We start from the raw sequence: 16,686 nt of genomic DNA, 5'->3' as shown, positions 1-16,686 counted from the left end.
CGAATTTTCCCTACTGTCCATAGCCATCAGACAGCGCTGTCCCGGTTCAGTTCAACTCGAAAGGAAATTCCATGAGCGATCTTGGAAAGGAATATCGTATTGCCGGCGTGACGGTCAGAAAGGTGCAGGAGCAGTATCTGCACAACGTTCCGCCCTCATTTCTTTACCCGACTGCCGGATCTGAGGAGATCAAGGCGGTCGAGCCACGTCTTTCCGCCGTCGATATGGAAGAGGGCCGCGATGCCCTTGTGGTAAGCATCCATAGCTGGCTTGTCAGGACGCCCGACCATGTCATCCTCATCGATACGGGTTCGGGTAACGATAAGGAAAGACCGCGCAATCTCGCCTTCCATCAGCAGAGCATCCCGTTTCTCCACAGGTTGCGCCAGGCAGGTGTCGAGCCCGAAGACGTCGACTTCGTCATAAATACCCATCTCCACGTCGATCATTCCGGCTGGAATACCGTACTCCAGGATGGAAAGTGGGCCCCCACTTTTAAAAACGCGCGCTACATCTTCCCGCGCGCCGAGCAGGAATATTATTCGTCCACGGCAAGCCACAACGACGTGAATATTCCGAGCTCTGGCGTCTACGAAGACAGCGTCCAGCCGATCATCGATGCTGGTCTTGTCGATTTCATCGACAGCGAAGGTGGTCCCTTCCTGGATCGATTTACCTTCTTGCCGACCCCGGGGCACAGCATTGGTCATATGTCGGTTCTGCTGGAGTCGGACAATGAGGCGGCGATATTTGCCGGAGACGTCATGCACCATCCGATCCAGGTAGAGCGTCCCGACCTGAATACGGTCTTTTGCGAGTTTCTTGAACAGGCGACCCAGTCCAGGCGGCGTGTGCTCGACCTCGCGGCAGACAATCCCGCCATGTATTTCTCCACCCATTTCCCCGGCTCGTCTGCAGGATACATCACCCGCGACGGCGAAAAGTTTAGGTGGTCCTATGTCTAAGAATGAGCTTACATCTTCGGGTTTCGACACAAAGGAAATCGTCTTCGAAGAACACTATGTCGATAGCGATACCGCCGGCATCAAACTCTATGTCCGCAACAAGCGGCGGAAAGACCATAAGACCTTTCTCGCCGAAAAGACGATCGTGATGGTGCATGGGGCAACCTTCTCATCAGGGAGTCTTTACGATGTTCCTTTCAACGGAATGTCCTTCATCGACTTCCTCGCTCATCGAGGCTTCGATGTCTTTGCGGTTGATGTCCGGGGCTATGGAAGATCGACCCGCCCGCCAGAGATGCAGGCGGCGCCCGATCTCAACCCGCCTCTTGTCGCCACAGACACCGGCGTCACCGACTTCGCAACGGCCATCGATTTCGTCCTTCGACTTCGCGACCTCAAGAACGTTAACGTCTTTGCAATGTCGTGGGGCGGTACCGTGGCCGGTGCATATGCTGCGCGCAACCCCGACAAGGTCGTCAAGCTCTCCTTGCTCGCGCCGCAATGGCTCAGTGACGTTGCCATCCCCATCGATCAGGGCGGCGCGCTCGGCTCCTACAGGCTTGTTCCCGTCCATGCGGCCCTGGCGCGTTGGTTGGGCACCGCACCCGAATACGCGCGTGAACGTCTTGTGCCCGAGGGCTGGTTCGACCTCTGGGCCGCACTGACCCTCTCGGAGGAGCCGTCGCAGGCCGACAGAGAGCAAGGCAAACTCCGGGCCACCAATGGGCCGATCCAGGACATCCGCACCTACTGGAGAGCTGGAGCTCCTTATTATCGGCCGAGAGAGATTCGCGCGCCGGTGTTGCTGTTGCACGGCGAATGGGACATCGACGTCCCGCTCGATCTGGCGCGGGCCTATTTCGAGCAACTGACCGGTGCCTCCTACAGGCGATGGGTGGAAATCGGGGAGGCGACCCATCTCGCCCTCATGGAGAGCCAACGCATGCAGGTCTATTCCGAAGTTGCCCGCTTCTTCGAGGAAGATTTCAAACCGGAATAGGTCTGAACGACGTGGCTCCGGGATCGAATCCGGAGCCCGCTTCCTCCATCAAGCCGGGTGCGCGTTCATCGTTCATCAAACCAGTCGTTCCCATGACAATTCTGATCACCACCATCCTGGACGCCGGACGAAGTGCCGTCGAAATCGCCATATTCACCTTTCTGCCGCTGATGATCGTGACATTTTCGCTGATGCGTTACCTCGAAGGCATGAGCGCACTGCGATCAATCGCCGCCAAGGCCAACCCGCTCTTTAGACTTTTCGGCCTGGACGGTTTTGGGGCCTTGGCGATCATCCAACTCAGCCTCGTAAGTTCGGCCGCCCCGGTTGCTGCCCTGTCGTTGATGGCGCACAAAAGAACATCGGAGAAATTTATGGCCGCCGCCTTTGCTGCGGTCCTTGCGGCTGCGCCGGCAAATGCCAGTTTTCCGCTCGCAAGTATCGGTATCGATCCCGGTTTAATCATAATAAACGGCGTTTGCGGAGCGCTCGTTGCGTCCACTCTCGCCTGTTGGATCGTTGGGCGCCGTTCCTTGCCCGGAAAAGCCTGTTCCTCCGACAGGGCGGATGGCCACGACGTGGCGAGGCGCGATCTGCTGGCGGCGATAAATCGCGGTGGCGCAGATGCCATCGGCGTCGTTTCTGCGATCCTGCCGGTGCTCGTGATCTCACTGGCTCTGGTAAGGCTTACCGAAAGCACAGGCGCACTTTCCGCTTTCACGTCCGCTGCGCAGCCATTGCTTCAGCTGCTCGGCGCCTCGCAGCAGGATGTCCTCTTCCTGCTCACAAAGTGCCTGGCAGGATCGAGCGCAGCGGTCACCCTGTTGCTTAACACCCACAAGGAACTGAGCCTTCCGCCGGAGAAAATCATTCACGGATCCGCATTTCTGCTAAACCCTCTCGATCTTCCCGGCCTTTCCATTCTTGTCGCTTCTGTACCGGCGCTCCGCTCGGTGGCGGGGGTTGCCGTCTTGAGCGCATTGACCGGAATTCTCGTCCGCACAGCGCTGCTATCCTGGCTTTGAGCCAACGCTCCGGCTTGCGATGAGAGAATGGCTACATCCTTCCGCGGCTTCCCTTCAGCATCGACCAGCTATAGAGGAACAGCCCCGCCCAGATCAGCGTGAAGGCAACCATGCGCGCCGTGCCGAGCGGCTCCTGGAAGACGAAGACCGCGATCAGGAAGATCATCGTCGGCGCGATATACTGCATGATGCCGATCGTCGAAAGCTTCAGGAGCTTGGCGCCGTTGGCATAGATCATCAGCGGTACGGCGGTGATGACGCCGCAGCCGAGCAGCAGTGACGTGTCGGCAAGGCCGGTGCGATAGAGATGGCCCTGGCCACTGCCGAATTCGAGATAGAGAATGTAAAGCAGGGCAGGGCCGCTGAGGATCAGCACTTCGAGGAAGAAGCCCTGGTTCGGCCCGAGCGGCAGCGTTTTGCGGAATAGCGCATAGAAACCCCAGCTGATCGCCAGCGTCAGCGCCACCCACGGGATGCCGCCGCTATCGAATGCGAGAATGGCGACGGCAAGCGCCGCAAGCGCAATCGCCGCGATCTGCAGCGGCTGCAGCTTCTCCTTCAGCAGCACCGCGCCGAGGAAGATGCTGAACAGCGGATTGATGAAATAGCCAAGCGCTGCATCGAGCGAATGGCCGGCGCCGATCGCCCAGACATAGGTGCCCCAGTTGACGGTGATCAGCGAGGCTGTCAGCGCTGCCATTGCCAGCATTCGCGGCGAGCGCAGCGCTGTCGCGATATCATTGGTGCGCCCGAGCACGATCAGCACGATGCCTGCCAGCGGCAGCGACCAGACGATGCGATGGGCAATCACCTCGGCCGGCGGAATATGCGCCACCGCCTTCATGTAGATCGGCAGGAAGCCCCAGAGCAGGTAGGCGGTCAGCGCGAAGGCGAAACCGCGCGGACTGTCTTCGTTCTTGGCCAGCGGAACGGATACATCGGTCGACATCGGGCGTTTCCATCTTTGTTCTTCTTCTGATCCGGCCTAGCTTAAGCGCCGTGAATAGGCCAATTCATTTCGTTGAATGAAGGCTAAGAGGATTTGAAGCGGATGGCAGAGCAAACCCGCCGATACGATCTGCGCATTCAGTTGACAGGCCGGGCAGGTTCTTTCATCTGGAACGCCAAATGCCAGATCAGGAGCCTCTCACATGACCCTTACCGTACGCCCGGCAACGCCTTCAGACGCGGCAACAATCCTGCGATTTGTCCGCGAACTGGCCGATTATGAAAAGGCGATCCACGAGGTCGAGGCGACCGAGGAGAGCACCCGTGCGGCGATCTTCGGCGACGGTTCCGTCACGCATGCGCTGATCTGCGAACGCGAGGGGCAAGCCATCGGCATGGCGGTTTATTTCTTCAGCTATTCGACCTGGCAAGCGAAGAACGGTCTTTATCTGGAGGATCTCTACGTAACACCGGACGCGCGCGGCTCGGGCGCCGGCAAGGCGCTGCTGCGGCGCCTGGCGCAGATCGCACTGGAGAAGGGTTGCGGCCGCTTTGAATGGAGCGTGCTCGACTGGAACGAGCCCTCGATCCGTGTCTACGAGGCGATTGGCGCGGAGCCGCAGAAGGAATGGATCCGCTATAGGATGGCGGGCGAGACGCTGGCGGCGTTCGCCCGCGGTTAGCCGAACCGGCGGAACAGATTATTCCGCCGCGATCTTGCCGGCCAACTGCCGGTTCTTCATCAGCTTGTAGATGACGGAATCCATCAGTGCCTGGAACGAGGCGTCGATGATGTTCTCCGACACGCCGACCGTCCACCAGCGCACACCGTCGCTGTCGGTTGATTCGATCAGCACGCGGGTGATCGCCTCCGTGCCGCCATTGAGGATACGGACTTTGAAATCGGCGAGCACCAGATCGTCGATCTCGTGCTGATATTTGCCGAAATCCTTGCGCAGCGCCAGGTCGAGCGCATTGACCGGGCCTTCTGCATCGGCAACCGACATCAGCGTCTGGCCGTCGATGGTGATCTTGACCACCGCCTCCGAGACGATCTTCACGCGGCCGAGACTGTCGAAGCGGCGCTCGATCATCACCCGGAAGCCTTCGATGGTGAAGAATTCCGGGATCGTGCCGAGCGTGCGGCGCGCCAGCAGTTCGAAGCTCGCATCCGCTCCCTCATAGGCATAGCCGATGGATTCACGTTCCTTGACGATCGAGATCAGCAGGTCGAGCTTTGGATCGTCCTTGGCGACCTCGATACCGCGCCGCTTCAGGGCGTTGATGAAGTTCGCCTTGCCGCCCTGGTCGGAGACCATGACCTTGCGGAAGTTGCCGACGGTTTCCGGCGGCACATGTTCATAGGTGCGCGGGTCCTTGATCAGCGCCGAAGCGTGGATGCCGGCCTTGGTGGCGAAGGCCGAAGCGCCGACGTAGGGCATCTGGTGGTCGGGCGAGCGGTTGAGCAGCTCGTCGAAGGCATGCGAGAGCCGGGTGAGGTTGAGCAGCCGCTCCTCGTCGATCGCCGTTTCGAAACGGGTGTTATAAGCGCTCTTCAGCGCCAAAGTCGGGATCAGCGTCACCAGATTGGCATTGCCGCAGCGTTCGCCGATGCCGTTCAGCGTGCCCTGGATCTGCCGCACACCGGCTTCGACCGCGGCGAGCGAATTGGCGACCGCCTGGCCGGTATCGTTATGGGCGTGAATGCCAAGACAGTGGCCGGGAACGCCGGCGGCGATCACCGCCTCGACGATCGCCCGCACCTCCGGTGGCTGCGTGCCGCCATTGGTATCGCAGAGTACCACCCAGCGGGCGCCGCTCTCATAGGCGGTCTTCGCGCAGGCGAGCGCATAGGCCGGATTGGCCTTGAAGCCATCGAAGAAGTGTTCGCAATCGACGATCGTTTCCTTGCCGGCGCCGACGGCGGCCTTGACGCTTTCGGCAATGCTTTCGAGGTTTTCCTCATTGGTGCAGCCGAGCGCTACCGCAACGTGATAATCCCAGCTCTTGGCGACGAAACAGATGGCGTCGCTTTTCGCCTGCAGCAATCCGGCAATGCCGGGATCGTTGGAGACCGAAACACCCGCCCGCTTGGTCATGCCGAAGGCGACGAAACTGGCCCGGCCGGTGCGCTTCTCGCTGAAGAAGGCGGTGTCGGTCGGATTGGCGCCGGGATAGCCGCCTTCGACATAGTCGAAGCCAAACTCGTCGAGCATCGCGGCGATCGCAATCTTGTCCTCGACCGAAAAATCGATCCCGGGCGTCTGCTGCCCATCCCGGAGCGTCGTGTCGAAGAGATAGATGCGTTCTTTCATGTCGTTTCCTCCCGGCGAGCGGGTGTTGTTGTACTGCGGATGCTGCCCCGCATCCGGCATATCCCTTCTCCCCTTTCTGACGGGGACAAGGGATATGCCGCATCGTTTCGCAGGGCACGTCCCCTCTCCCCGCAAGCGGGGAGAGGGCTAGGGTGAGGGGCTGCCCCCAGTGATCAGTCTGGCTTCCCGGCGAACTTATCCGTCGCCCGGATCAGCCGATCGAGAATGCCCGGCTCCGAATAGGCATGGCCCGCGCCTTCGATCAGGTGGAATTCCGCCTTCGGCCAGGCCTTGTGCAGCCGCCAGGCATATTTTGCCGGGCAGGGCATATCGTAGCGGCCATGCACGATGACGCCGGGAATATCCTTGAGCCGGCCGGCATCGCGGATCAATTGTCCCTCGTCCATCCAGCCGGCATTGACGAAGAAATGGTTCTCGATGCGGGCAAAGGCATAGGCGAATTCCGCCTCCTCGAACTTGCCGCTCGTCGAAGGTTCCGGCAGCAGCGTGATCGTTTCGCCTTCCCAGATGCTCCAGGCCTGCGCTGCTTGAAGGCGCACATTCCTGTCCTCATGCGTCAGGCGGCGATGATAGGCATGCATCATCTCATGCCGTTCCTCCGGCGGAATGGGAGCGATGAAGCGCTCCCACTTGTCGGGGAACATCTCCGAGACGCCGAACTGATAGTACCAGTCGAGTTCGGCCTTGGTCAGCGTATAGATGCCGCGCAGGATGAGCTCGGAGACCCGCTCCGGATGCGTCTCGGCATAGGCGAGCGCCAGCGTCGACCCCCAGGAGCCGCCGAACACCTGCCATGTCTCGACGCCGGCCATCTCCCGCAGCCGCTCGATATCGGCGACGAGGTGCCAGGTGGTATTGGCATTGAGATCCGCATGCGGCGTCGACCTGCCGCAGCCGCGCTGGTCGAACAGCATGACATCGTAGAGATGGGGATCGAAGAGCCGGCGATGGGCGGGTGAAAAGCCGCCGCCCGGGCCGCCATGCAGGAAGACGGCCGGTTTGGCGCCAGGCGTTCCCGAGCGCTCCCAGTAGATCACATGGCCATCGCCGACATCGAGATGACCGGAGGCATAGGCTTCGATCTCGGGATAGAGCGTGCGCAGTCTCTCGGTCATATCTTCACGCCTTTCGCGGGCCAGACGGCGGTGTCGTGATCGGGATGCTGGAAGGAGATGATCGCCTCCTGCCGCGCGTAGAAATCCGGGTCCTTGTGAACAGGGGCGTCGAAGATTTCCTCGACCCAGGGCAGGCGGGCCTCGTAATTGACCTGGATCTGCGGTGCGAGATCGCTGCGGTCGTCGAAGGTGCCGATGGCAAGCTCCAGGCCGCCCGGATGCCGGTAGGTCATCGGCGTGCCGCAATTGCTGCAGAAGCCGCGCTCGATATTGATCGAGGACTGGAAATAGTTCGGCTCGCCGCGCGTCCACTCCATTCCTTCCTCGGGCGTGGTGACGAGCGCGGAAAAGAAGCCGCCGAACTGCTTCTGGCACATGCGGCAATGGCAGATCGAGGGACGCCCGAGCGCGCCTGATATGCGGAAACGCACGGCGCCGCACTGGCATCCGCCTGTTCTGATTTTATCCGTCATGGGGTTTCTCCGGGTGGCCAGCTTTTCGTATCATGGTCGGGATGCTGATGATTGCTCGCCGCGATCGCATCTTCGCGCTCGGACGTGTCCGGCTCGGGTTCCAGCGGCAGGCCGTCGATCGCGTGAAACCAGGACATCTTGCGGCCGGTATTCGACTGCATCACGGGCTTGACCACCTCGGGCTCGTCAAGCGAGCCGAGCGCGATGTTGATGAAGTCCGTTTCCGGAATGTCGTAGAACAGCGGCGTGCCGCAATCGCCGCAAAAGCCGCGCCGCACGAGATCGGACGAGCGGAACCATTTGGGCTCTGCGCGCGTCAGTTCGAAATCCTGACGCTTGGCCACCGCCAGCGGCAGGAAATAATTGCCGGCCGCCTTCTGGCACATGCGGCAATGGCAGATATGGGGATAACCGAGTTCACCGCGCGCGCGATAGCGAACTGCGCCGCACTGGCATCCGCCCGTATGCCCTGCCGTTTTCGTCATGCGCGATCCTCCGGTGGCCAGACAGGTGTATCGTGGTCGGGATGCTGATAGGAAACCAGTTCGTGCAGGAAAGAACCGGCCGTCAGATCCGCCTCGGTTCGCTCTGCGGGCAGTTTGTGCAGATGATCGACGAAGCCGATCTTGCCTTCTACACCCCATTGGATGGTCGGCGGCAGCAACGACGGATCGTCGAATGCACCCGCGGCCACCGCCATTCCATCCGGCGCTTCATAGGTCAGCGGGGTGCCGCAATCGGCGCAAAAGCCGCGCTCGACGAAATTCGAGGAGCGGAAGGTCTTACGTGTTCCCCGCGTCCATTCGAACTCCATCCCCCGCACAGAAACCAGCGGCGCATAATAGCCGCCGAATGCCTTCTGGCACATGCGGCAATGACAGATCGACGAATCCGGCGGCGTCCCCCGCGCCCGAAACCGGATCGCCCCGCATTGGCAGCCGCCGGTATAGGTGGTCATCGATTTTTCCTCCGCTGGGCCTCAGAGCTAAAAGCCAAGTCCCCTCCCAACCCTCCCCACAAGGGGGAGGGCTCTCTCGCGGCGCCGTCTTCGCTTCCGCTTCGAATGTTTGCGGTTGCGGTGAGGTGTTTTCGGAGCAGTGCGGCACCGTAGCCCCTCCCCCTTGTGGGGAGGGGTTGGGGAGGGGCCTTATCCCCGGACACCGCTCTCACCGCTTCATCTCCCAGGTCGTCACCCGCGCGCCGGTCACCGCATCCTTGCCGTCCTTCAGTTGGATGCCTTTCGCGGTCAATTCGTCGCGGATCTTGTCGGCCTCGGCGAAGTTCTTCGCCTTCAGCATTTCGAGCCGCATCGCAACCAGCGCATCGACTGCGGCTGCAACCGCTTCGTCGATTTCGGCTTTCTTCGGCAACAGGCCGAGGAGGGAAGCCGTTGCGGCAAAGGTGGCGCCCGCGGTGGGATCCGTATGAGCGGATTGCGCCAGTGCATGCAGCGCCTGCACCGCCGCCACCGTGTTGAGGTCGTAGGCCAGCGCGTTCAGCACGCTCTCATCCGGCGCGGCATCGCCGGCTTCCGTCGCCGGCCATTTGGCGAGCAGGCGTTCGGCTTCTTCCAGCCGCTTGATCGAGAAATCGATCGGCTCGCGGTAATGCGTCATCAGCATGGCAAGGCGCAGCACTTCGCCCGGCCATTTCCGCCCGCCGAAGATCTGCGTGTGCAGCAGATCGTGGATGGTGACGAAATTGCCTTCGGATTTCGACATCTTGCGGCCTTCGACCTGCACGAAGCCGTTATGCATCCAGACATTCGCCATCACCTCGGTGCCGTGGGCGCAGCGCGACTGGGCGATTTCGTTTTCATGATGCGGGAAGATCAGATCCAGCCCGCCGCCGTGAATGTCGAAGACATCGCCGAGATAACGCCGGCTCATCGCCGAGCATTCGATATGCCAGCCCGGCCGGCCGCGGCCCCAGGGGCTCTCCCAGCCGGGTTCGTTGTGGCTCGACAGTTTCCAGAGCACGAAATCGCCCGGGTTCTTCTTGTGCGCATCGACCGCGACGCGGGCGCCGGCCTGCTGCTCGTCGAGCGGGCGCTTCGAAAGCTGGCCGTAATCCGCCATGGATTTGGTGTCGAACAACACTTCGCCGGCTGCGACATAGGCGTGGCCGTTGCCGATCAGCTTCTCGATGATCTCGGTCATCTCTTTGATATTGTCGGTGGCGCGCGGCTCGACATTCGGCTCCAGGCAGCCGAGCGCGGCGACATCGGCGTGAAACTGCGTCTCGGTCTTTTCGGTGACGGCGCGGATCGCATCGTTCAGCGGCAGGCCCGGATGATCTCTCAACGCCCGCGCATTGATCTTGTCGTCGACGTCGGTGATGTTGCGGGCATAGGTGACATGATCTTGGCCATAGATATGGCGCAGCAGCCGGAACAGCACGTCGAAGACGATGACCGGCCGGGCATTGCCGATATGGGCGAAGTCATAGACCGTCGGGCCGCACACATACATGCGGACGTTCTCGGCATCGATCGGCGAAAACACCGATTTCTCCCGCGTCAGCGTGTTGTACAGCTTCAGTTCCGGCGTCGCGTCCATTCCATTCTCCCAAATGCACGATCAGACAAATATCGCGACCGGCGGGCCGGGGCGTTTCGCATCTTGACTATCTGGGAGACGAAAACGGCCGGGCCAGCGCTTGCGCTAGCGAATAATCTTCCGGCAGATAATGCAGGTAACCGTTTTCATGGCGCGATTTATGGCGTGGGAATGGCATTTGGTCAAGAGGGGCGGGGAGCGATGCGGCGGCAACCGAAGCGACTTATCCGGCACCGCGAATGCAAGGACGAACTCCCCCCGAAGACACAGTCCGCGCCCTGAGGCTCGTCCGCCATTTTCACGGCACAAATCGCAAATAGCCAGTTGGCAGGCTGCTGAAAATAGGGGGGAATGAGTGAGAGGCTTTCTCTGGGGAACGATCGGGGCGACATCAATTCTGATGGTCGCATCCGCTGCTTATTTCGCATACGATTTCGGAATGCTTCGTTTCAACAATCCGTCTTTATCAAGCCATCCGATCCAAGGCATCGATGTCAGCCATCACCAGGGCGACATCGATTGGAAGACGGTTGCCGCACAGCCGAACGTACGTTTTGCGATGATGAAGGCGACCGAAGGCGGCGATCACAAGGATTCCAGGTTCGCCGAGAACTGGCAGCGCGCGGGAGAGGCCGGCGTGGTCAGGGGCGCTTATCATTTCTTCACCTTCTGCCGTCCGGGCAAGGATCAGGCGCAGAATGTTCTGGCGACCGTGCCGAAGCAGGAGGGAACCCTGCCGATTGCCGTCGACCTGGAGTTCGTCGGCAATTGCAACAAGGTCCCGACGCTCGATGAAATGGCAACCGAGGTGAACGCCTTCTTCACCGAGCTGAAAGGCACCTTCTCGGAAAAGCCGATTTTCTACGTCACGCAGGAATTCTTCGATCAGTATCTGAAAGGCAATGAAGCCCGCTTCCCCGAGCATTATCTCTGGCTGCGAAGCGTCTTCAAGGAGCCGGCGCAGCAAGGCTGCCGTCGCTGGTCGATCTGGCAATTTGCCGACAACGGCACTGTCGACGGCATTCAGGGAGCGGTGGACCTCAATGCGCTATGCCCGTCGGAAACGGGCTTGGCGCATCTATTCCCAGCCGTTGCAGCCAAGTGAGACGTCCGGCCTATTCCGGCAGCCGGTAATCGACGAGCTTGTTTTCCCGCACGATGAACAGCTTGCCCGTCTCGGTCACACCAGGCCCCAGCAGCGGCAGGATCGCCTTGGCGACCTCGGAAGGATGCGGCAGCGTCTGCGGATCCTCGCCGGGCACGGCCTGCGCCCGCATGGCGGTGCGGGTCGCGCCTGGATCGACGCTGGTGATGCGCAATGGCGTTGACTGGCTCTCGCCGGCCCAGGTGCGCGCCAGCGCCTCGACGGCGGCCTTGGAAGCGGAATAGGCGCCCCAGAAGGGACGGCACTTGTGTGCGGCCCCAGAGGACAGGATGACGGCGCGGCCGGCATCCGAGCGCGCCAGCAGTGGATCGACCGAGCGGATCAGCCGCCATGTCGCGGTGACGTTGATGGTCATCACCTTCTCGAACACCTTCGCCTCGATATGGCCGATCGGCGAAATCACCCCGAGCACGCCGGCATTGGCGACGAGAATGTCGAGCTTGCCCCAGCGCTCGAAGATCGAGCCGCCGAGCGCGTCGATCGCGTTCATGTCGGCAAGGTCGAAGGGCACCAGCGTCGCGGTGCCGCCGATGGCCTTGATCGCATCATCGAGATCCTCGAGCCCGCCGACTGTGCGGGCGCAGGCAATCACATGGGCGCCGGCTTTTGCCAGTTCCAGCGCCGTGAAATAGCCGATACCGCGCGACGCACCGGTGACGAGTGCGATCCTGCCCTCAAGATTGATGTTCATCTGCCCCGGTTCCGGATGTGCTTGAAAAGGTAAGGGGCGCAATAAGCGCCCCTGATAGGAAAGTCAAAGCGGAAGCGGCTCAGCCGTTGCTGGCAAGCATCGAAAGCTTGTTGCCCATCGACTCGCCGTTCTTGTCGAGCAGGCGGGTCGGGTAGTCACCGGTGAAGTAGTGGTCGGTGAATTGCGGGCGGGCCGGATTGCGATCCTCGCCGCCGACGGCGCGGTAAAGCCCGTTGATCGACAGGAAGGCAAGCGAGTCCGCGCCGATATATTTGGCCATGGCTTCGACATCGGCATACTGGTTTGCCAGCAGCTTTTCGGCATCGGGCGTATCGATGCCGTAGAAGTCCGGGAAGAAGATCATCGGGCTGGCAACGCGGATATGGACTTCGCGGGCCCCGGCTTCGCGGATCATCTGGACGATCTTGAGAGAGGTCGTGCCGCGCACGATGGAATCGTCGACCAGCACCACGCGCTTGCCTTCGATCATTGCCCGGTTGGCCGAATGCTTCAGCTTCACGCCGAAGGCGCGGATCTGCTGGGTCGGCTCGATGAAGGTGCGGCCGACATAATGGTTGCGGATGATGCCGTATTCGAAGGGAATGCCGCTTTCCTGCGCATAGCCGAGTGCCGCCGGCGTGCCGCCATCCGGCACCGGCACGACGACGTCGCCATCGACCGGCGATTCTTTGGCGAGGTTCATGCCCATGTTCTTGCGCGTCGTATAGACGTTGCGGCCGCCGACGACCGAATCCGGCCGGGCGAAATAGACATATTCAAACAGGCAGAGTCGCTCCGGCTGCGGCTTGCTCGGCTTGCGCGCATCGACGCTGATCGAGCCGTCCGGCTGGATTTCGCAGATGATGACTTCGCCGTTTTCGACGTCGCGGATGAACTTGGCGCCGATGATGTCGAGCGCGCAGGTTTCCGAGCAGAAGATCGGCTTGCCGTCCAGTTCGCCCATCACGAGCGGCCGGATGCCGGTGGGGTCACGCGCGGCGATCAGCTTGGTGCGCGTCATGGCAAGCATCGAATAGCCGCCTTCCATCTGGCGGATGGCGTCGATGAAACGATCGGCCGTGGATGTATGGCGGGAGCGGGCGATCAGGTGAAGGACGACTTCGGTATCGGAGGTAGACTGACAGATGGCCCCGGTCGCGATGATCTGGCGGCGCAGCGTCAGGCCGTTGGTGAAATTGCCGTTATGGGCAATGGCGATGCCGCCTTCCTCAAGCTCGGCAAACAGCGGCTGGACGTTGCGCATCGCCACTTCGCCTGTCGTGGAGTAACGCGTATGGCCGATCGACATGCTGCCGGGCAGGCGGGCGAGCGTCATCGGATTGGTGTAGTGATCGCCGACGAGGCCCATATGGCGCTCTTGGTAAAAGCGCTTGCCGTCGAAAGCGACGATGCCGGCCGCTTCCTGTCCGCGATGCTGAAGCGCATGCAGGCCGAGAGCCGTGAGTGCTGCGGCATCGGGATGTCCCAAAATTCCGAAAACACCGCATTCTTCATGCAGCGTATCTCCGTCGAGCGGATCGTCGGTCGGGATAGAATGGGACTGGTTCATTTCTGCGGGCCTCTGCTCTCACAAGAATGGATCGGCATTTCCAGAAACAATTGAGGCCCGGCTGAGCTGAAATGCCCGGCCGGCCCCCCCTCATTTTACGTCCCGCTCAAATGGCAATTGCCGAAAGGCGGGTCAAGCTCTTGAACACTGTGTCAATTCGCTGGCTGCTGTGCAGGCGCGGCGGGTGCGTCTTCCGCCGGAGCCTGGTCGCCCGCCGGCGGATTGGTACCTTCAGCGCCCTGTGCCGGCGGCTGAAGCTTATCACGGATGCTCGCCGGTATCATCTGGGCAAATTGCTCCGGCAGAACCGATTTCAGCTTCACGACCATCGAATCCAGGAAGGGCTTCGACTTCGCGTCGTTGACCCAGGCCGGGCGGTGATCGGCATCCACCAGCCAGTTCCAGAAGGCGACGGCGACGACCAGGAGCAGCACGCCGCGTGCTGCCCCGAACAGGAAGCCGAGCGTGCGGTCGAGCGCGCCGACGCGGCTGTCGATGATGAAATCGGCAATCTTCATCGTGATGAAGGAGATGACGATGAGCGCGATCAGGAAGACGACCGCTGCCGAGCCGACGATCGCGATACGGTCGTCATCGGTGTATTTCTTCGCATAGGGCAGCAGGTAGGGATAGAGGTAATAGGCCGCCGCCGCCGAACCGCCCCAGCTCGCGATCGAGAGGATCTCGCGCGAAAAGCCGCGGACCATCGCCAGCACGGCGGAGAAGAGCACGACGCCGATGACAATACCGTCGAAAATCGTAATGGGCATGTAATTTCAACTCCAGGACTGCCGCTTGACGGCCGTGTCGTGCCTTATCGTGTGCCTCCTATATCATCACCAATCTTGGCAATGAAAGGATCAAACCTCGTCTTCCACACGCAGCGCTCCCTTCGACCCGGCAATGCGCGCAACCAGATCCGGCAGGCTTTCGACTTCGCTCCAGCGCCCGCCGGAGCCCTTCGGCAACTCGGCGGAGGCGGACGGAAGCAGCGCTGCGGAAAAGCCCAGCTTCTCGGCTTCCTTGAGGCGCTGGGCGGTGTGCGCAACCGGCCGGATGGCGCCCGACAGGCTGACTTCGCCGAAATAGACGCAATCGGCAGGAAGGGCAATACCGGCAAGCGAGGAAACGAGCGCCGAGGCGACGGCAAGATCGGCCGCCGGTTCGGTGATGCGGTAACCGCCGGCGACGTTGAGATAGACGTCGTGCTGGCCGAGCCTGACGCCGCAATGGGCTTCCAGCACAGCGAGGATCATCGACAGCCGGGCCGAATCCCAGCCGACCACGGCACGCCTGGGCGTGCCGAGCGAGGTCGGCGCCACCAGCGCCTGCACCTCGACGAGCACGGGGCGCGTGCCCTCCATGCCGGCAAAGACCGCAGCACCCGGCGATTTCTCGTTGCGCTCGCCGAGGAAGAGCTCCGAGGGGTTGGCAACCTCGCGCAGTCCCCGGTCCGACATTTCGAAGACGCCGATCTCGTCGGTCGGGCCGAAGCGGTTCTTGACCGTGCGCAGGATGCGGTAGTGATGGCCGCGATCGCCTTCGAAATAGAGCACGGCATCGACCATGTGCTCGACGACGCGCGGCCCGGCGATCTGCCCGTCCTTGGTGACGTGGCCGACCAGCACCATGGCGGCTCCGGTCTGCTTGGCGAAACGGATCATCGCCTGCACGCCGGTGCGCACCTGCGTTACCGTTCCCGGCGCGGATTCGGCAAGTTCGCTCCACAGCGTCTGGATGGAATCGATGATGACGAGGTCCGGCCGCTTGCCCTCGGCCAGCGTCGCCAGAATGTCTTCGACATTGGTCTCGGCCGCCAGCATCACATCGGTATCGGCCGCCGCAAGGCGCTGTGCCCGCAGCCGGACCTGCGCCACGGCTTCTTCGCCGGAGACGTAGATGATCTTGTGGCCGCGCCGCGCAAGAGCGGCCGCCGCCTGCATCAGCAGCGTCGATTTGCCGATACCGGGATCGCCGCCGATCAGCACGGCCGATCCACGCACGAAGCCGCCGCCGAGCGCCCGGTCGAGCTCCGACATGGCGGTATGGATGCGCGGCGCCTCCTCGATTTCGCCCGACAGCGCCGTCAGCGTTACCGGCCGGCCTTTTTTCGGTGTCTTGCCTGGACCGGAGCCGATCCCGCCCATCGGGTCTTCTTCGACGATGGTGTTCCACGCGCCGCAGTTCTCGCACTTGCCGGCCCAGCGGTTATGAACCGTGCCGCAGTTCTGGCATATGAATTGTGTCCTGGCCTTCGCCATCAGTGACTGCTTTCAATAAAATCTTCAGGTGAGGCGTCTTCCCGTCCATGCAGGACGCGCAGCACATGAAGTTCGTCGTCCCGGACGACGAAATAGATGCAACGATTTTTGTGGATAATGGCTCTGAGCCCTGGGCTCAACCAGTTGCGATTGACGCCCGTAAAACCCGATCGCGCGATCTGCTCGATCTTCTGGCCGATCTGATCGATGAGGCGCTTGGCCGCGACGGGATCGTCCCTTGCGATATAGCGGAACATGGATGTCAGATCGTCAATGGCCTTGCGGGAGAGGGTGAGGCGGCGGGATCTAATGATCGGTCTCCGCAGCTTCTCGTAAAATCAATGCCGTCAACTCTTCGGCGCTGTCGAACGATACGACCCGCCCTTTATCGATATCGTCCTGGCCCTCTTCGATGAGGGCGCGGAGCTTCGCGGTCTTCGTTTCGCGTTCGCGCAGAAGCTCAAGACCGGCCTGAACCACGTCATCGGCATTGTCATAATATCCAGCCTTGATCTGCTGTTCGACAAAGGCTTCTTCGGCGGCGTTGAGCCGGATTGTCGTCATGGCGGACTCCTTTTG

Annotated in this window: 18 protein-coding genes; 5 read left to right on the top strand and 13 right to left on the bottom strand. The window is 61.4% G+C overall.

The annotated features are described in order from the left end of the window. The first annotated feature begins 71 nt into the window (after window positions 1–71). The 3 genes from GGD57_RS24480 (at window position 72) to GGD57_RS24470 (ending at window position 2,990) form a co-directional block, all read left to right on the top strand. Window positions 72–965, top strand: coding sequence for an MBL fold metallo-hydrolase (locus GGD57_RS24480; RefSeq protein ID WP_184472807.1), 894 nt, complete (start codon window positions 72–74; stop codon window positions 963–965). Then, complete coding sequence (locus tag GGD57_RS24475; protein ID WP_184472806.1) at window positions 958–1,965, top strand: alpha/beta hydrolase; 1,008 nt, start codon at window positions 958–960, stop codon at window positions 1,963–1,965. Before GGD57_RS24480 ends, GGD57_RS24475 begins: the two co-directional genes overlap by 8 nt. A 92-nt stretch (window positions 1,966–2,057) precedes the next feature. Further along, a complete protein-coding gene (locus GGD57_RS24470) occupies window positions 2,058–2,990 on the top strand; it encodes a hypothetical protein (RefSeq protein WP_184472805.1) in 933 nt (310 codons plus the stop codon). A gap of 31 nt (window positions 2,991–3,021) precedes the next feature. On the opposite strand, the gene rarD is transcribed toward GGD57_RS24470, so the two are convergent. After that, window positions 3,022–3,939: an EamA family transporter RarD gene (gene rarD, locus GGD57_RS24465; RefSeq protein WP_184472804.1), complete on the bottom strand. Its 918-nt coding sequence runs from the start codon at window positions 3,937–3,939 to the stop codon at window positions 3,022–3,024. A 202-nt stretch (window positions 3,940–4,141) separates the two neighbouring features. Between rarD and GGD57_RS24460 the strand changes: the two genes are divergently transcribed. Next, the gene (locus tag GGD57_RS24460) at window positions 4,142–4,621 is read left to right on the top strand and encodes a GNAT family N-acetyltransferase (protein ID WP_184472803.1); all 480 of its coding nucleotides are present in this window, start codon (window positions 4,142–4,144) and stop codon (window positions 4,619–4,621) included. A gap of 18 nt (window positions 4,622–4,639) precedes the next feature. Here the strand turns inward: GGD57_RS24460 and cimA are convergent, their stop codons facing one another. The 6 genes from cimA to cysS form a co-directional block, all read right to left on the bottom strand. After that, entirely contained in the window at window positions 4,640–6,253 is a 1,614-nt protein-coding gene (gene cimA / locus GGD57_RS24455; protein ID WP_184472802.1) for a citramalate synthase, read from the bottom strand. A 173-nt stretch (window positions 6,254–6,426) separates the two neighbouring features. Further along, a complete protein-coding gene (gene pip, locus GGD57_RS24450) occupies window positions 6,427–7,389 on the bottom strand; it encodes a prolyl aminopeptidase (RefSeq protein WP_184472801.1) in 963 nt (320 codons plus the stop codon). Then, window positions 7,386–7,862 (bottom strand): GFA family protein, encoded by a 477-nt coding sequence (locus GGD57_RS24445; protein WP_184472800.1) that lies wholly within the window; start codon window positions 7,860–7,862, stop codon window positions 7,386–7,388. Before GGD57_RS24445 ends, pip begins: the two co-directional genes overlap by 4 nt. Beyond that, window positions 7,859–8,347, bottom strand: a complete 489-nt coding sequence (locus GGD57_RS24440; RefSeq protein WP_184472799.1) for a GFA family protein — start codon at window positions 8,345–8,347, stop codon at window positions 7,859–7,861. Before GGD57_RS24440 ends, GGD57_RS24445 begins: the two co-directional genes overlap by 4 nt. Beyond that, window positions 8,344–8,820, bottom strand: coding sequence for a GFA family protein (locus GGD57_RS24435; protein ID WP_184472798.1), 477 nt, complete (start codon window positions 8,818–8,820; stop codon window positions 8,344–8,346). The genes GGD57_RS24440 and GGD57_RS24435 overlap by 4 nt, the downstream gene beginning before the upstream one ends. A gap of 208 nt (window positions 8,821–9,028) precedes the next feature. Continuing rightward, the gene (cysS, locus tag GGD57_RS24430) at window positions 9,029–10,420 is read right to left on the bottom strand and encodes a cysteine--tRNA ligase (RefSeq protein WP_184472797.1); all 1,392 of its coding nucleotides are present in this window, start codon (window positions 10,418–10,420) and stop codon (window positions 9,029–9,031) included. A 400-nt stretch (window positions 10,421–10,820) separates the two neighbouring features. Between cysS and GGD57_RS24425 the strand changes: the two genes are divergently transcribed. After that, window positions 10,821–11,525, top strand: coding sequence for a glycoside hydrolase family 25 protein (locus GGD57_RS24425; RefSeq protein WP_184472842.1), 705 nt, complete (start codon window positions 10,821–10,823; stop codon window positions 11,523–11,525). A 10-nt stretch (window positions 11,526–11,535) separates the two neighbouring features. On the opposite strand, the gene GGD57_RS24420 is transcribed toward GGD57_RS24425, so the two are convergent. From GGD57_RS24420 to GGD57_RS24395, 6 genes are all read right to left on the bottom strand, one after another. Further along, window positions 11,536–12,276, bottom strand: coding sequence for an SDR family NAD(P)-dependent oxidoreductase (locus tag GGD57_RS24420; protein ID WP_184472796.1), 741 nt, complete (start codon window positions 12,274–12,276; stop codon window positions 11,536–11,538). A 79-nt stretch (window positions 12,277–12,355) separates the two neighbouring features. Beyond that, complete coding sequence (gene purF, locus GGD57_RS24415; RefSeq protein WP_184472795.1) at window positions 12,356–13,846, bottom strand: amidophosphoribosyltransferase; 1,491 nt, start codon at window positions 13,844–13,846, stop codon at window positions 12,356–12,358. Window positions 13,847–13,998: 152 nt separating this feature from the next. Beyond that, window positions 13,999–14,616, bottom strand: a complete 618-nt coding sequence (locus tag GGD57_RS24410; protein WP_184472794.1) for a CvpA family protein — start codon at window positions 14,614–14,616, stop codon at window positions 13,999–14,001. Between the two features lie 90 nt (window positions 14,617–14,706). Next, window positions 14,707–16,107, bottom strand: coding sequence for a DNA repair protein RadA (gene radA, locus GGD57_RS24405; RefSeq protein ID WP_184472793.1), 1,401 nt, complete (start codon window positions 16,105–16,107; stop codon window positions 14,707–14,709). Then, window positions 16,107–16,418: a type II toxin-antitoxin system RelE/ParE family toxin gene (locus tag GGD57_RS24400; RefSeq protein WP_348645998.1), complete on the bottom strand. Its 312-nt coding sequence runs from the start codon at window positions 16,416–16,418 to the stop codon at window positions 16,107–16,109. Before GGD57_RS24400 ends, radA begins: the two co-directional genes overlap by 1 nt. Continuing rightward, the gene (locus GGD57_RS24395) at window positions 16,414–16,671 is read right to left on the bottom strand and encodes a type II toxin-antitoxin system ParD family antitoxin (protein ID WP_184472791.1); all 258 of its coding nucleotides are present in this window, start codon (window positions 16,669–16,671) and stop codon (window positions 16,414–16,416) included. The genes GGD57_RS24400 and GGD57_RS24395 overlap by 5 nt, the downstream gene beginning before the upstream one ends. Window positions 16,672–16,686 lie beyond the last annotated feature (15 nt).

This window comes from Rhizobium esperanzae (assembly GCF_014197615.1).
In the GTDB taxonomy this organism is placed as follows: domain Bacteria; phylum Pseudomonadota; class Alphaproteobacteria; order Rhizobiales; family Rhizobiaceae; genus Rhizobium; species Rhizobium esperanzae_A.
This window is presented reverse-complemented; position numbering and strand designations above follow the sequence as displayed.

Excerpts from the sequence above, each read along its gene's own strand:
- GGD57_RS24480 (WP_184472807.1), top strand. The coding sequence starts at position 72 with ATGAGCGATCTTGGAAAGGAATATCGTATTGCCGGCGTGACGGTCAGA.
- GGD57_RS24475 (WP_184472806.1), top strand. The coding sequence starts at position 958 with ATGTCTAAGAATGAGCTTACATCTTCGGGTTTCGACACAAAGGAAATC.
- GGD57_RS24470 (WP_184472805.1), top strand. The coding sequence starts at position 2,058 with ATGACAATTCTGATCACCACCATCCTGGACGCCGGACGAAGTGCCGTC.
- rarD (WP_184472804.1), bottom strand. The coding sequence starts at position 3,939 with ATGTCGACCGATGTATCCGTTCCGCTGGCCAAGAACGAAGACAGTCCG.
- GGD57_RS24460 (WP_184472803.1), top strand. The coding sequence starts at position 4,142 with ATGACCCTTACCGTACGCCCGGCAACGCCTTCAGACGCGGCAACAATC.
- cimA (WP_184472802.1), bottom strand. The coding sequence starts at position 6,253 with ATGAAAGAACGCATCTATCTCTTCGACACGACGCTCCGGGATGGGCAG.
- pip (WP_184472801.1), bottom strand. The coding sequence starts at position 7,389 with ATGACCGAGAGACTGCGCACGCTCTATCCCGAGATCGAAGCCTATGCC.
- GGD57_RS24445 (WP_184472800.1), bottom strand. The coding sequence starts at position 7,862 with ATGACGGATAAAATCAGAACAGGCGGATGCCAGTGCGGCGCCGTGCGT.
- GGD57_RS24440 (WP_184472799.1), bottom strand. The coding sequence starts at position 8,347 with ATGACGAAAACGGCAGGGCATACGGGCGGATGCCAGTGCGGCGCAGTT.
- GGD57_RS24435 (WP_184472798.1), bottom strand. The coding sequence starts at position 8,820 with ATGACCACCTATACCGGCGGCTGCCAATGCGGGGCGATCCGGTTTCGG.
- cysS (WP_184472797.1), bottom strand. The coding sequence starts at position 10,420 with ATGGACGCGACGCCGGAACTGAAGCTGTACAACACGCTGACGCGGGAG.
- GGD57_RS24425 (WP_184472842.1), top strand. The coding sequence starts at position 10,821 with ATGGTCGCATCCGCTGCTTATTTCGCATACGATTTCGGAATGCTTCGT.
- GGD57_RS24420 (WP_184472796.1), bottom strand. The coding sequence starts at position 12,276 with ATGAACATCAATCTTGAGGGCAGGATCGCACTCGTCACCGGTGCGTCG.
- purF (WP_184472795.1), bottom strand. The coding sequence starts at position 13,846 with ATGAACCAGTCCCATTCTATCCCGACCGACGATCCGCTCGACGGAGAT.
- GGD57_RS24410 (WP_184472794.1), bottom strand. The coding sequence starts at position 14,616 with ATGCCCATTACGATTTTCGACGGTATTGTCATCGGCGTCGTGCTCTTC.
- radA (WP_184472793.1), bottom strand. The coding sequence starts at position 16,107 with ATGGCGAAGGCCAGGACACAATTCATATGCCAGAACTGCGGCACGGTT.
- GGD57_RS24395 (WP_184472791.1), bottom strand. The coding sequence starts at position 16,671 with ATGACGACAATCCGGCTCAACGCCGCCGAAGAAGCCTTTGTCGAACAG.